The organism is Butyrivibrio sp. INlla18 (genome assembly GCF_900103635.1).
Classification (GTDB): Bacteria; Bacillota; Clostridia; order Lachnospirales; family Lachnospiraceae; genus Butyrivibrio.
Genome location: NZ_FMXK01000006.1, coordinates 63,134 through 78,504, shown reverse-complemented (window position 1 = coordinate 78,504; position 15,371 = coordinate 63,134). Strand labels below are relative to the sequence as shown.

The 15,371-nt window shown below is 39.6% G+C and carries 10 protein-coding genes; 4 read left to right on the top strand and 6 right to left on the bottom strand.

Annotation, left to right across the window (positions count from 1 at the left end):
- Positions 1–81 precede the first annotated feature (81 nt).
- On the top strand, positions 82–1,722 hold the full coding sequence (locus BLS24_RS04480) for an ABC-F family ATP-binding cassette domain-containing protein (RefSeq protein ID WP_091756540.1): 1,641 nt from the start codon (positions 82–84) through the stop codon (positions 1,720–1,722).
- Between the two features lie 84 nt (positions 1,723–1,806).
- Positions 1,807–2,679 (top strand): phosphoribosylaminoimidazolesuccinocarboxamide synthase, encoded by an 873-nt coding sequence (locus BLS24_RS04475; protein WP_091756539.1) that lies wholly within the window; start codon positions 1,807–1,809, stop codon positions 2,677–2,679.
- A 69-nt stretch (positions 2,680–2,748) separates the two neighbouring features.
- On the opposite strand, the gene BLS24_RS04470 is transcribed toward BLS24_RS04475, so the two are convergent.
- The 6 genes from BLS24_RS04470 to BLS24_RS04445 form a co-directional block, all read right to left on the bottom strand.
- Complete coding sequence (locus BLS24_RS04470) at positions 2,749–4,779, bottom strand: methyl-accepting chemotaxis protein (RefSeq protein WP_091756536.1); 2,031 nt, start codon at positions 4,777–4,779, stop codon at positions 2,749–2,751.
- Positions 4,780–4,996: 217 nt separating this feature from the next.
- Positions 4,997–7,021: a methyl-accepting chemotaxis protein gene (locus tag BLS24_RS04465; protein WP_091756534.1), complete on the bottom strand. Its 2,025-nt coding sequence runs from the start codon at positions 7,019–7,021 to the stop codon at positions 4,997–4,999.
- 244 nt (positions 7,022–7,265) lie between these two features.
- A complete protein-coding gene (locus BLS24_RS04460; protein ID WP_091756531.1) occupies positions 7,266–9,308 on the bottom strand; it encodes a methyl-accepting chemotaxis protein in 2,043 nt (680 codons plus the stop codon).
- 292 nt (positions 9,309–9,600) lie between these two features.
- Positions 9,601–10,203, bottom strand: coding sequence for a bifunctional phosphoserine phosphatase/homoserine phosphotransferase ThrH (thrH, locus tag BLS24_RS04455; RefSeq protein ID WP_091756529.1), 603 nt, complete (start codon positions 10,201–10,203; stop codon positions 9,601–9,603).
- Positions 10,204–10,214: 11 nt separating this feature from the next.
- Positions 10,215–11,591, bottom strand: a complete 1,377-nt coding sequence (locus BLS24_RS04450) for a TrpB-like pyridoxal phosphate-dependent enzyme (protein ID WP_091756527.1) — start codon at positions 11,589–11,591, stop codon at positions 10,215–10,217.
- Positions 11,592–11,661: 70 nt separating this feature from the next.
- Positions 11,662–12,525 (bottom strand): PHP domain-containing protein, encoded by an 864-nt coding sequence (locus tag BLS24_RS04445; RefSeq protein ID WP_091756525.1) that lies wholly within the window; start codon positions 12,523–12,525, stop codon positions 11,662–11,664.
- 161 nt (positions 12,526–12,686) lie between these two features.
- Here BLS24_RS04445 and BLS24_RS04440 point away from each other — a divergent pair, with 161 nt between their 5' ends.
- Together BLS24_RS04440 and BLS24_RS04435 are read left to right on the top strand one after the other, a co-directional pair.
- Positions 12,687–13,619 carry a UbiA prenyltransferase family protein gene (locus tag BLS24_RS04440; protein WP_091756523.1) on the top strand — a complete coding sequence of 311 codons (933 nt, stop codon included), beginning with the start codon at positions 12,687–12,689 and terminating at the stop codon, positions 13,617–13,619.
- Between the two features lie 4 nt (positions 13,620–13,623).
- Positions 13,624–15,129 (top strand): glycosyltransferase family 39 protein, encoded by a 1,506-nt coding sequence (locus tag BLS24_RS04435; protein ID WP_091756521.1) that lies wholly within the window; start codon positions 13,624–13,626, stop codon positions 15,127–15,129.
- Positions 15,130–15,371: the final 242 nt, after the last annotated feature.

The window sequence follows — 15,371 nt, the reverse complement described above, 5'->3', positions numbered from 1 at the left end:
CATTTTATAGTAGATTCTCATATAATACGAACTGTTGCAAAGAGAATATTTTATTGATTTATTTTAAGTGAGGCTATTTTAATGATAAGTGCTAATAACGTAACACTGAGAGTTGGTAAAAAGGCTCTTTTTGAAGACGTCAACATTAAGTTTACAGCAGGTAACTGCTATGGAATCATCGGTGCTAACGGCGCTGGTAAATCTACATTCCTCAAGATCCTTTCAGGTCAGATCGAGACTACAAACGGTGATGTAGTTATCTCTGACGGAGAGAGACTCTCCTTCCTCGAACAGGACCACTTCAAATATGATGACAACGTAGTTTTAGATACAGTTATGGCTGGTAACGCTCGTCTTTTCGAAGTAAAAAATGAAAAAGACGCTATCTATGCCAAGGAAGATTTCACTGACGAAGATGGAATCAGAGCAAGTGAGCTTGAGGCTGAATTTGCTGAGATGAACGGATGGGAAGCTGAGTCAGATGCTGAAAGCCTTCTTAACGGACTTGGAATTGACACTGAGTTCCACTACAAGCTTATGAAGGAGCTTGATGGTGCACAGAAGGTTAAGGTTCTTCTTGCAAGAGCACTCTTTGGTAATCCTGATATACTTCTTCTGGATGAGCCTACAAACCACCTTGATCTTGATGCTATCGCATGGCTTGAGGAGTTCCTCATCAACTTTGAAAACACAGTCATCGTCGTATCCCATGACCGTTACTTCCTCAACAAGGTATGTACATACATCGCAGATATCGATTATGGCAAGATTCAGCTCTATGCTGGTAACTACGACTTCTGGTATGAATCATCTCAGCTTATGATCCGCCAGATGAAGGAAGCCAACAAAAAGAAAGAGGAACAGATCAAGGAACTTAAAGAGTTCATCGCTCGTTTCTCTGCTAACGCAAGTAAGAGTAAGCAGGCTACTTCCAGAAAGAAAGCCCTTGAAAAGATCGAGCTTGATACTATTAAGCCATCAAGCAGAAAGTACCCATACATCGACTTTAGACCAGATCGTGAAATTGGTAATGAAGTTCTTACAGTTGACGGAATTTCCAAGACTGTTAACGGTGAAAAGGTATTAGATAATATATCATTCGTAGTTCAGAGAGATGATAAGATCGCATTTGTAGGCGGTAACGAGCTTGCAAAGACTACTCTCTTCCAGATCCTTACAGGCGAGATTGAGCCAGACGAAGGAACATACAAGTGGGGTGTTACAACATCTCAGGCTTACTTCCCTAAGGACAACACCAAGGAATTCGACAATGACTACACTATCACAGAATGGCTTACAGGTTATTCTGTGATCAAGGATGCAACTTATGTAAGAGGCTTCCTTGGACGTATGCTCTTTGCAGGTGAAGATGGTGTCAAGAAAGTTAAAGTCTTATCCGGAGGTGAAAAGGTTAGATGCCTTCTCTCCAAGATGATGATAAGCGGTGCTAACTGTCTTATCTTTGATGAACCTACAAACCACCTTGATATGGAATCTATCTCCGCTCTTAACGACGGAATGATCAAATTCCCAGGTGTTGAGCTCTTTGCCTGCCGTGACCATCAGGTCGTACAGACAACAGCTAACAGGATCATGGAAATCCTTCCAGACGGAACACTTATTGATAAGCGTTCAACATATGATGAGTACCTTGAAAATGATGAAATGGCTAGAAAGCGTACAGTATACAACACTGCTGCTGACGAAGAAGAGGATGACTGATCCTCACGCCATCAATATAGTAACCACGTTAATATCAGCCAAGCTGATATAAATATATTCAACCCATTTAAGGAGGAGCATATTATGCAGGAATTTAGTCCGGTAAAAGAGGGAAAGGTCAGAGAAATCTACGACATCGGGGAAAATCTCATCATGGTAGCAACTGATAGAATTTCAGCGTTTGATGTCATTCTTAAAAACAAAGTTGTAAAAAAAGGTGCAGTTCTTACACAGATGTCCAAGTTTTGGTTTGATCTTACAAAGGATATCGTAAACAACCACATGATCAGCGTTGATACAGCTGATATGCCAGAGTATTTTAGAACTCCAGAATTTACTGGTAACAGTATGCTTTGCAAAAAGCTTACGATGATTCCTGTTGAATGTATTGTTCGTGGTTATATTACAGGAAGTGGCTGGAAGAGCTATGTAGAAAACGGAACAGTTTGTGGTATCAAGCTTCCAGAAGGTCTCAAGGAATGCGGTAAGCTCCCTGAACCAATCTACACTCCTAGCACAAAGGCAGAGATTGGTGATCACGATGAGAATATCGATTTTGACAGAAGCGTTGAAGTACTTGAGAAAGCTTTCCCAGGTCACGGACTTGATTACGCTACAAAGATCAGAGATTATACTATCGCTCTTTACAAAAAATGTGCAGACTACGCTCTCACTCGTGGCATCATCATTGCTGATACAAAGTTCGAGTTTGGTGTAGATGAGAATGGTAACGTAGTTCTTGCAGATGAAATGCTCACACCTGACAGCTCAAGATTCTGGCCAGTTGAAGGATACGAAGAAGGTCATGATCAGCCATCATTTGACAAACAGTTCGTTCGTAACTACTTAAAAGCTAATCCAGATTGTGATTACAATCTTCCACAGGATGTGATTGACAAGACAATTGCTAAGTATCTTGAAGCTTATAAGCTTCTTACAGGCAAAGAACTTGCATAATATTTAGTCAACATAAAAGGCGCTTTAGCAAATGCTAAAGCGCCTCTTTTATTATTCAATTCATATTATTTATTTGAAGAACTCCATATCTGAACTTAACTTATCAGCGATACCCTTAAGGGAATTAGCTGATCCAGCAAGTGTTGTAACTGTAGCAGAAAGCTCCTGCATTGATGCTCCTGTCTCCTCTGAAGAAGCAGCATTTTCTTCTGAAATAGCTGAAAGAGAACTCATAGCATCTGATACAACGTTCTTGGCACTTACACAGGTTCCTGCATCTGTCTCGATACTCTTTACACTTGATACTGTAGAAGTAATATCTCCGATCATAGCATTTACGCTCTGCACTGTATTTCCAAGCACCTCCTGCTGTTCGTCATTGCCCTTCTTAACATCAGCTGCCATCTGAACTGCTGACTGTGACTCTGCCAAAAGAACATCCATCTCTTTTCTGATATCATCAGCCATCTGCCTTGAATCTTCAGCAAGCTTACCAATCTCACCGGCAACAACTGCAAATCCCTTACCAGCTTCACCAGCTCTAGCAGCCTCGATTGAAGCATTAAGTGAAAGAAGGTTTGTCTGAGTTGCAATTGATGTGATACCTTCAACCTTCTCATTGATATTCTCAACAGCCTTACTTGTTGCTCCAATCTTTTCAGTGATCTGAACGATATTCTCGCTCATAGCCTCTGAACTTCTCTGGAGATCTGCAAGAGACTGTGCAGATTCTGTACTAACTTCCTGCATTCTGGTTGCAAGATTTGAAAGATCATCTGTGCTGGACTGAACGTTACCAGTAGCTACATCAATATCACCAACAGATTCTGTAACACTCTGAATCTCATCAGCCTGCTGTGTAGCACCAGATGCAATTTCCTGTACTGCATTTGATACATCATCTGCAGTCTGTGAGATCTGGCTTGCAGCATCAGCAAGTTCTTCAGATGAATTATGTACTGAAACGGCTGATTCTTTGATATTTGTTACTATTCCACTAAGTACATCCAAAACTGAATTTGTATTTGCGATCATCTCGCCAAACTCATCTTTTCTATTCTGGAACTTTTCGATCGATACGAACTCACCGCTTGCCAAATGGCTAAGAGCACCATTGATCTCACGGATAGGTCCTGTAAAGGAGTTAGCCATTGCAAAGGATGCAATTACAGCTACGATTGCCATGATCACAGCAATTCCAACACCAATATTTGCGCTTCTCTTAGCAGATGCAAGTGTCTTGTCATAGTTTGATGATACTACTACGATCCAACCAGTAGTTGGTTCCTGCTGATATGATACGATCTGTTTATCAGAGCCCTTACCAGTTACATATGTACCTGAGCTGCTACTCTGAGCCATCTTAAAGAAATCTCTGTCACTTCTATCATCAGCTTCATCTTCTGCACTGATCTCATAATCAGAATGAGCAATTACGATACCAGATTTATCTGTAATGAACGCTCTTTGGTCATTACCAATATTTTCCTTAAGAAGCTTGTGTAATACAGACAGATCATAACTTCTCTGTACTATACCAATTGGTGTTGAATAACCATAATCATAAACAGGAGCAACAGGAATGATAATTCTTGATCCTGTAGCCTTTGATACAAGGATATTTGAAATATAATTTTTTCCCTTCATCGCTTCCTGGAAATACTCTCTCTCATGAATATCAGAAAGCTTATTTCCATCATCTCTTACAAGCTGCTGACCTGTAGAATCAGATATAACAAGAGCATTTCCATCATTATATGGAGTATTTACCTTCTGAAGGAAAGCGATCATCTCACTTTCATTTCTGGTAGATGGATTTTTAACATATTCAATAGTATATGGAGATTCAGACACAGCCTCTAAAGTTCTGAGCATCTGGTTGATCTCTTCCATAAATGCCCCTTCAACAATAGCGCACTGCTTTGAATTAGTTGTCTCAGCATCCGCAAGACCTTTGCTGATGGAACTATTGAAGTTGATTAGCATAGTGATCACAAGAGGTATTGTAACAACCAATACCATTACCAAAACAAGCTTGGCTTTTACACTGTTTAAGCCGAAATTTTTTGCGTTGTTGTCTTTAGGTTCCTTTTTTCCCATAGTATTAATTCTCCTTAAATAACATGAATAAAACTTACTAAATTGTATAAACAACTCCGTATATAAAATTATACTACTCCATAGCATAAATGTGCGTTATTCCGTACATGTTTAATAAATATTTAATAATAATTGTTTATAATAAAAAGAAAATACCGTCACTATTCAATTGATAGTGACGGTATCTGGCTTTGTGATACTTTTCTATTATTTGTTTTTAATCTTTAAAGAACTGCATATCCTGATTGAGTTTATCAGCAATTGCCTTAAGGCTATTTGCTGATTCAGCAAGTGTGGTAACTGTTGCTGAAAGTTCCTGCATTGATGCGCCTGTCTCTTCTGAAGAAGCTGCATTTTCTTCTGAAATAGCTGAAAGAGCACTCATAGTATCTACTACTGCATTCTTGGAAGTTTCGCATGTATCTGCGCCTTCTGAAATAAGCTGAACGCCTCCTACTGTGCTTCCGATATTAGCAAGCATTCCATTTACTGCCTGGAGTGTCTCACCAAGAGCTACCTGCTGATCGTTGTTACCCTGCTTAACATCCTCTGCTGCTCCAACCGCTGCCTTACTCTGTTCAAGAAGGATATCCATCTCTTTTCTGATGTCATCAGCCATCTGCTTGGAATCTTCTGCAAGTTTACCAATCTCTTCAGCTACAACTGCAAATCCCTTACCAGCTTCACCAGCTCTTGCTGCCTCGATTGAAGCATTAAGTGAAAGAAGATTTGTTTGAGTTGCAATAGATGTAATGCCTTCTACCTTATCACTGATATTGTTAACAGCTTCCTGAGTTGACTGAATTGTCTTTGAGATCTCATCAATCTTTTCCGTCATTTCAGATGAAGAATCCTGTAGAGAAGCGAGTGATTTACTTGATACTTCAGAAGCTTCTTTCATCTGATTTGCAAGATCTGAAAGGCTTCCTGTTGAATTCTGAACATCGCCAACGGCATCACCGATCCTGCCAACATTTTCAGATGCATGCTGAATCTCTTCTGCCTGCTGTGTTGCACCAGATGCAATTTCCTGTACTGCATTTGATACGTCTTCTGCTGTCTGTGAGATCTGATTAGCCATATCTGAAAGATTTTCAGAAGACATGCCAACTTCATTTGCAGAAGCTTTGATGCTAGTAACGATATCGTTAAGTGCATTGATTACTGAGTTTGTGTCTTTTGAAATCTCACCAAATTCATCTTTTCTTTCATCATGTTTTTCAACAAGTGTAAATCTACCATCTGCAAGATCTCTAAGTGAGCTTCCAACTGCCTTAATAGGCTCTGTAAAGCTCTTTGCCATCATGAATGAGATTGCAATTGCAACTCCAAGAAGTACAATTCCAACGATGACAACAATAAGAGCCGCGCTCCTTGCTGACGCAAGAACCTGCTTGTCATTAGTTGCTGTACAGATGCAATAGCCTGACTGAAGCTCTTTTTCATAAGCAACATAAGCATTGTAGCCTCTACCTGTATCCACATAATAAAAGCCTTTATCAAGACCAGATGTCATGAACTCAGAATTTGCTCTGCTCTCTTCTTCATGAGCGCCTTCGCCGATCTCATACTGAGCGTGTGCCGCAATTGTTCCTTCTCTATCTACAAGGAACGCATCCTCTGATTCAGATGCAAGCATTTCGTGGAAATTGTTAAGATCATAGTTTCTTTGAACGATGCCGATTATCTTATCGCCATCTTTGATTGGACATGCAAATGTAATGATACGTTTTCCGGTTGTTTTACTAACCTGAACGTTAGATACGAATACTTCTCCGGCTATTGCCTTCTTGAAATATTCTCTTTCAGATACGTCTACTAGGTCGCCTTTTGCTCTGGCAATCTGCTTACCATCAGGACCTGTAATAACTGTTGTGTCGCCATCTGCTAGAACTTCGTCGCATTCAGCAAGTGTTGCAATGATGGCATCTTCAGGAATACCTGCTTCACCCTTTACATAGTTAATGATAGTTGGGTTTCCAGCTATACTCCTTATCATGTTCATGTTTGCATCGTATACACCTTTAAAGTTATCTTCGATGTATCTAGCCTGCCATTCGAGAGCAGTCTGAGCATCCTCCATAGCTTTGTTTGTAGAAGTGATATAACTTACTATCACTGCAACTGTAAGTGGGATTGCAGCTACAAGTACCATAACAAAAATAAGCCTTGTTTTGATACTGTCTTTAAAGCTGACTTTCCTTTCCCCTTTTGTACCGCTTTGTGCCTCATTATGAGCCATCTTAATCCCCTCCATGTTATTAAATTTTGAGTAAAGTTGCCTGATATAAAGAATTTTAATCGATCAACAACTTTAATATTATTATCGACCTCTTTTCTAAAATAGTTTATATTTCATTTGAAAACTTTCTAAAATAAATATAAAGTATTTCTAAAAAAGATATAAAAAAGACGCCTCCGCTTATGGGAAGGGTGCGGAGACGTCCTTTTTCAATTCCTATATAATACTTTAAGGAAAAATAAACTTATGATTTGAAGAATTCCATATCCTTATTGAGTTTCTCAGCAATACCTTTAAGATTGTTTGCAGATCCAGCAAGTGTTGTAACTGTTGCAGAAAGCTCCTGCATTGAAGCTCCTGTTTCCTCTGAAGAAGCTGCATTTTCTTCTGATATAGCTGAAAGTGCACTCATTGTATCTACTACTGCGTTCTTGGATGTTTCGCAGGTATCAGCGCCTTCAGAGATCTGCTGAACGCCGCCTACTGTGCTACTGATATCTGTAAGCATTCCATTGACTGCTTCAAGAGTTTCACCAAGAGCAATCTGCTGATCGTTATTGCCCTTCTTGACTTCATCAGCTGCTGCAACTGCTGCTTCAGACTGTTCAAGAAGTACTTCCATTTCTTTCCTGATATCATCTGCCATGTCCTTAGAGTCATCAGCAAGCTTGCCAATCTCTTCAGCAACAACGGCAAATCCCTTACCTGCTTCACCGGCTCTTGCAGCCTCAATAGAAGCGTTAAGAGAAAGAAGGTTAGTCTGTGTTGCAATAGATGTGATGCCTTCTACCTTTTCACTAATAGTATTAACAGCGTCCTTAGTAGCCTGAATAGTACTAGCGATATCATCAATCTTAGCTGTCATCTCTGCAGAGGATTCCTGAAGAGATGTAAGCGATTTACTTGATACTTCAGAAGCTTCCTTCATCTTGCCAGCAAGATCAGAAAGACTGCCTGTAGAATTCTGTACATCTCCTACTGCCTCACCAATCCTTCCTACATTCTCAGAAGCCTGCTGAATCTCGTCAGCCTGCTGGGTTGCACCAGATGCGATCTCCTGTACAGCATTTGAAACATCTTCTGCAGTTTGCGATATCTGATTTGCCATATCTGAAAGCTCTTCAGAAGAATTACCAACATCACTTGCAGAACGTTTTATATTAGTAACTATGTCATCAAGGGTCTGAATAACTGAATTAGTGGCTTTTGAAATAGCTCCAAATTCATCTTTCCTCTTGTCAAATTTTTCGACCATAGAAAATCTACCATCAGCCAGAGCCGCAAGAGATTCATTAACAGCCTTAACTGGATCCGTGAAGCTCTTAGCCATGATGATAGATATAATGACTGCAACAATTACCAATACAACTCCTATGATGACTACTATCATTGCAGAACGGATTGCCTCAGCCATGATATCAGATTCTTTGGCTGAAACACAAACAATAAAACCAGATACAGGTTCTTTTATCCATGAGCTATATGTTAGCTGACCATCAAATGTCATCTCAACAAGTCCGCTAGACTCAGAGGATGACATATATTCAGCACTACTCATATCACGTGGCTCATCATCAGCAGAAATCTCAAACTGAGCATGAGCAACTACTATACCATCTCTATCAACAATGTAGCCATCATCAACATTTTCTGCCAGGAAATTATGGAGATTTGCAAGGTTATAGGTTCTATGAACTGTACCAATGATCTCTGTTCCAGCTTCATTATAGATAGGAACAATAATATTAGTTACACGGTTTCCTGTTGTTTTAGCAGTAACGATATTTGAAACTACAGGCTTACCTGTAGAAATACACTGCTGGAAGTAATCTCTGTCACCAATATTAGATCCTTCTTTTTTATCAGCTCTGATGATCTGATCACCGGTAGGAATACACATAGAAATACTGGTGTTGCCGTCATTGATATTAGCATTCATCTTATCAAACTCAGCCCAAATATCTTCATCAGTAATTCTCTGATCTGGGGTCCCTCTAGTAGCCATATACTCTCTAGTGCTAGGAGAACTAGCAAAGGTCAAAAGAGCTACAATATTTTGATTTATAACATTAGAATAATCAAGTTCTACTGCTCTTGCCTGAGACGCCAATAAATCTAATGCATCATTTCTAGCCTTATTGGTGGATGTAAAATAACTGATAAGTACTGCAATAATAAGCGGAACAGCCGCTACCAGTACCATGATTGAAATGAGCTTAGTCTTGATACTATCCTGCATTTTTATGCCGGATTTGTTAGATACGTTCTGGGGATCCTTCTTAGCCATAACTTGCCTCCATTTGTACATTAGACACATTCACCAGCTACATTTTTTATTTCTATTTTTTTATCGAGATAATGAATTATACTATATTGGAATGTATATTCACGTTATAGCGTTTATATTTAATAAACTTTTAATACCTTTTAATCTTTGAAACTATAATATTCTTGCTAGTTCCACCGATAAAATAGTCAAAGGAGAAAAAACATGAATATCCTTAATGAAAACAAATAAAGCACCGTCACTGAGGCAGGTTCCCAGTGGCGGTGCTTTTATTTGCATAAAAATAAAATATTTAATCTAAATTCTTTTTGATTGCTTCTAAAAGTTCACTATACTCTTCAAATGCTGGAAGCTCTGGATTATCAGCCTTGATCTTATCTGTTGACTTAAATAAGAATCCAGCCTTACTAGCCTTTATCATAGCTAGATCATTGTAGCTGTCTCCACTTGCGATAGTATCATATCCAATAGACTGAAGGGCCTTAACTGTAGTAAGCTTAGAATTTTCTATTCTCATCTTAAAGCCTGTAATCTCGCCGCTATCTGCTACTTCAAGGCTATTACAGAATATTGTAGGCCATCCAAGCTTCTCCATAAGTGGAGTTGCAAACTGTGTAAAGGTATCACTTATGATAATGACCTGAGTCATGCTTCTAAGCTCATCCAAAAACTCTTTTGCTCCAGGAAGTGGATCGATCTTCGCAATAGTCTCCTGAATCTCCTTGAGTCCAAGTCCGTGCTCTTTTAAGATTCCAAGTCTCCATCTCATGAGCTTGTCATAATCAGGTTCGTCACGAGTTGTCTTTTTGAGCTCAGGAATTCCTGAAGCCTCAGAAAAAGCAATCCAGATTTCTGGTACAAGTACCCCTTCAAGGTCTAAACATACTATATTCATAAATCTTCCTCTCAAATCTCTACCTTAGGCAATGTAGCAAAACTCTTGTTAAGCTCATCGTCTGTAGGAATGTAATCTGTCATTTCTCCGTCATTGAACTTCTGATAAGCAACCATATCAAAATAGCCAGTTCCAGTAAGTCCAAAGAGGATTGTCTTTTCTTCGCCAGTTTCTTTGCACTTTAATGCCTCATCAATTGCAGCTCTGATAGCGTGGCTACTCTCTGGAGCTGGAAGGATACCTTCAACTCTTGCAAACTGCTCAGCAGCCTCAAATACTGCTGTCTGCTCAACAGATCTAGCCTCCATATATCCATCATGATAAAGCTGTGAAAGAATTGGACTCATGCCGTGATAACGAAGTCCTCCTGCGTGGTTTGCTGAAGGAATGAAGTTGCTTCCAAGTGTGTACATCTTGGCAAGAGGACATACCATTCCAGTATCGCAGAAGTCATATGCAAATTTACCTCTTGTAAAGCTTGGGCAGCTTGCTGGCTCAACAGCGACGATCCTGTAGTCCTTCTCTCCTCTAAGTTTCTCACCCATAAATGGAGAAATAAGTCCACCAAGGTTTGATCCGCCGCCGGCACATCCAATGATGATGTCCGGAGTAACTCCATATTTATCAAGTGCAGCCTTAGCCTCAAGTCCAATAACAGTCTGATGTAAAAGAACCTGATTAAGGACGCTACCAAGAACATATCTGTAGCCTTCTGTCTTAGTTGCAACTTCTACAGCTTCAGAAATTGCACATCCAAGGCTTCCTGTAGTTCCAGGATGCTCTGCATTTATCTTTTTACCGATCTCAGTTTCCATTGATGGTGAAGGTGTAACACTAGCTCCATAGGTACGCATAACCTCACGTCTAAATGGCTTCTGCTCGTAGGAAACCTTTACCATGTATACCTTACAATCAATTCCAAGATAAGCTGATGCCATAGAAAGAGCTGTTCCCCACTGACCTGCGCCAGTCTCTGTCGTAACGCCCTTAAGGCCCTGCTTCTTGGCATAATAAGCCTGAACAATAGCTGAATTAAGCTTGTGGCTTCCGCTTGTATTATTACCTTCAAATTTGTAATAGATCTTGGCCGGTGTTCCAAGCGCTTTCTCAAGGCAGTACGCTCTAACAAGTGGAGATGGCCTGTACATCTTGTAGAAATCTCGGATCTCCTGTGGAATATCGATATAAGCAGTTGTGTCATCAAGTTCCTGCTTGATAAGCTCGTCGCAGAAAACTGGGCGCAGATCCTCAAATCCCATAGGCTGTAATGTAGCAGGATTTAAAAGAGGTGCTGGCTTATTCTTCATATCAGCCCTTACGTTATACCACTGTTTAGGAATCTCATCCTCGCTTAAATATATCTTATAAGGAATACTTTTTTCACTCATGTTCCCCTCCTCCAATACATGTATGTATTATTAGCACTTCACTACATTAAAGCACAAAATTTTCTTAAGGTCAACCTTGTTCATTAGTGCACGCAGCCTTAATTGGGCCAAGTAATTCCTCAGGTACAAAGAGCTTTCCAAAGCCTACTCCAAGATCTATCTTTTTCTTGTTGGCACCATGGAAGTCAGAGCCACCACTTACAAGAAGATCATACTTTGCCGCAAGCTCTTTTATCTGGCGCTCTTCCCCTGCTGTATAAGTTGAATAGATTGCTTCTATTCCCTTAAGTCCTGCGTTTTTAAGTCTTGCCACAAGCTTCTCTAGCTTGGCATCGCTCATATGATACAAGACAGGATGGGCCAAAATAGGTACTCCGCCAACCTTTAATATGCATTCAATAGCCTGCTCAGGGCTTATCTTTTCTCTAGGAACGTAGTACTTGCAATGATCTCCAATAAATCTATCAAAGACCTCTTCCTTACTCTTTGCAAATCCTTTGTCCATGATAAGCCTTGCAAAATGAGCTCTTGTAACCACTGCTCCCTTTGCAAACTCTGATAATTCTTCATAGCTTATAGGAATTCCAGCTTCATTTGTGAGCTTTTCACACATCTTTTTATTTCTTATAGTTCTTGAATCCACAAAGTCTGTAAGACTATCAACAAATTCCTTATTGTGATGATCTATGTAAAGACCTACTATATGAACATCTTTGCCCTCATTAACTGTAGAAAACTCTATTCCAGGGATAACTTCCATATCATCATAAGTTTTACTGCAGTAATCTAATGCTTCATCTAAACCTTTAACCGTATCATGATCAGTAAGGGCAATTGCTGCCAGATTCTTTTCATGAGCGTAGTCTATCAGTTCTTTTACTGAATAAGTTCCATCTGAACAGGTAGAATGCGTGTGAAGATCTATTGCTCTCATTTGGCCTCCTTATAATTCATGTTTACTATGACATTTTACTATTATCTTTGGCAAAAAAGTAGCCTGTAATGGCGCTATATGATATACTGATATGGTGCTATTTTATGCAGTATGTGGCATGATATATGACTTTGAATACATTTATTTAAGGAGAACTCGGAATGAAAAAGTATATCAAGATTGCAAGATTAGATCATTGGATCAAACAGTTTTTTATTATGCCTGGTGTGGCAGTTGCTCTTCTTTTGACTGAGCACAGCCTTACTGATATTAATTTACTTAATCTTTTCTTTGGTTTTTTTGGCACATGTTTTATTGCCAGTGCCAACTATGTCATCAATGAATGGCTTGATGCTCCTTTTGACAAATACCATCCTGTCAAAAAGAACAGACCTGTTGTTACAGAGAACATGCAGCTTAAATGGGTATTAGTAGAATATGCCATCTTCATCGTATTTGGTCTTCTCTTCTCATACCTTGTAAACAAGCTCTTTTTGTACACATCTATCGTCCTTTTGGTCATGGGCGTTATCTATAACGTTAAGCCTATCCGTAGCAAGGACATCGTTTATTTTGATGTTATCTCTGAGTCTATCAATAACATGCTTAGACTCCTTATGGGATGGTTCATTGTAACTTCTGATTCCATTCCACCTTCAAGCATTCTTCTTGGATATTGGATGGCTGGTGCTTATCTCATGGCTACCAAGCGTTTTGCAGAATACAGGATGATCGGTGATCCATCTACTGCTGGTCTCTACCGTAAGTCTTTTGTCAGATACACAGAAAAGAAGCTCCTTGCATCTTCAATCTTTTATGCACTGGCTTCTACCTTCTGCCTTGGTGTTTTCCTTGTAAAATACCGCATTGAGTATTTGCTCTGCATTCCATTTATTTTCCTTCTCTTTGCTTACTACTCAGCAATGTCACTTGATAACGACTCTGCCGCTCAGAAGCCTGAGAAGCTCTACAAAGAAAAGAAACTTATGCTCATTGTACTTCTTATAATCGTATTGTTTATAATCTGTACATTCTGCAATTTTGATTTCTTAAAGCCACTTACATCAAGTGCACTTATTAAGCTTGAGGTTTGACAACATGCGCATTCTGAACTTCTGCAAAAAGAACTTAATATTCATCTGGTGTTTAGCAACAAGCTTTACAATCCTGTTATTCACCAGCAGATCATCATTCTTTTTCCCATATAACAACTGGGATGATGCCAACAGCTATTTCACCATGGGCAAGGGACTGATGAATCACATGGTAATCTATAGGGACCTTTACGATCAGAAAGGTCCTTTTCTTTATTTACTGTATGGAATCTGCTATCTCATCAGTAACAACAGTTTTAAGGGCGTATTTCTTTTTGAGATAATAGCAGCAACTCTCTTTCTTTATTATTCCTTCCAGATCATCAGACGTCACTGCAATATCAAGATCGTCTATATGCTGATTCCTTTTCTAGCAGCAGGCGTGTATTCATCCAAGAGCTTTTATTGGGGCGGAGCTGCTGAGGAGTTCTGCCTTCCAATGTTTGCCTATAGCCTGTATATTCTTAATAAGTTTTTATTTCCAGTTTCCGGGGATAAAAAGATATCAGAAAGCAACAAAGAGATTTTTATAGTAGGACTTCTTACTGGAATCACTTCACTTATCAAGTACACCATGCTTGGTTTTTACTTTGCTTTTGGAGTTATTGTCCTGATCCTGATCATTTATAGAGAAGGCTTTGTTAAAGCAATTAAGCCTGCGCTGATCTACTTCCTTGGTATAGTGGTCCCATTTATTCCATGGTTCATATTCTTTGGAGTTAATGGCGCATTGGATGATTGGTACCGCTGCTATATCTTTAATAACCTGTTCTTTTATAGTGACATAGCAGGTGAAAAGATAACTCTTTCAACCAAGCTTTATAAGTTATGCAAGCTACAATACTGGCTCTTCATTGATAACTTTGAGTACTTCCTATTCATCGCCATAGGCTTTATAGCTAATATTTTCACTGAAAAGATCATACTCAGAAAAGTAATGTATCCATTTATGTACTTATGTACATTTATGTTCATATTCTATGGCGGAGGAACTCTTCCATACTATTCAATTCCACTAATGCCATTTTCGATCATTGGATTTATAGCCATTGGAAAACTCCTCAAAAAAATTTCTGAACATTATTCAGATGAACACTTCTGGTACAATCTTGGAATACTTGCACTCATCTTCAGCGTAGTATTTGCTAAGAACAACTCCCAGAGTTCAAACTATATCTTCACTGATAAAGATACTTTCTGGCTTACAGAAGCAGCTTCTAACATAGAAGAAGCACCAAACACTACTCTCCTAAACGTCGGAGCCCTGGACGTTGGTCTCTACACCATAACCGGCATAGTACCAACCTGCGAATACTTCCAAACTAACGGTATCGCACTTCCCACAATGTTCTCCGAGCAAGAACGCTACATCAAGGAAGGTATCACAACTTACGTCATTTCAAGCGAAGGCGAACCCGAGCACATCTACGATCATTACAACCTCATCTACCACACCGCCTTCTACGACAACGGCTACGACCAATCCTATTACCTGTACAAACACAAATAATAAAACGCCACACGCACTTATCCCGTGCATGTGGCATTTTTATTTAAGTCCACTTCTGTTTTTTGGGGGCGCGCCCTCTGGGACTACTGAGGCCGCCAGCACCGCGCAGGTCTGCATAGCCTTTGGCGGAGGCACCACCCTCTTGGACATATTATTTTTGAATCTCTGAGGATTTTTCTATGTTTATGAGGGCCGGATTTCTTTCTTATAATTCTGTTTTTGAAACACTGTCTGAGTCTTTG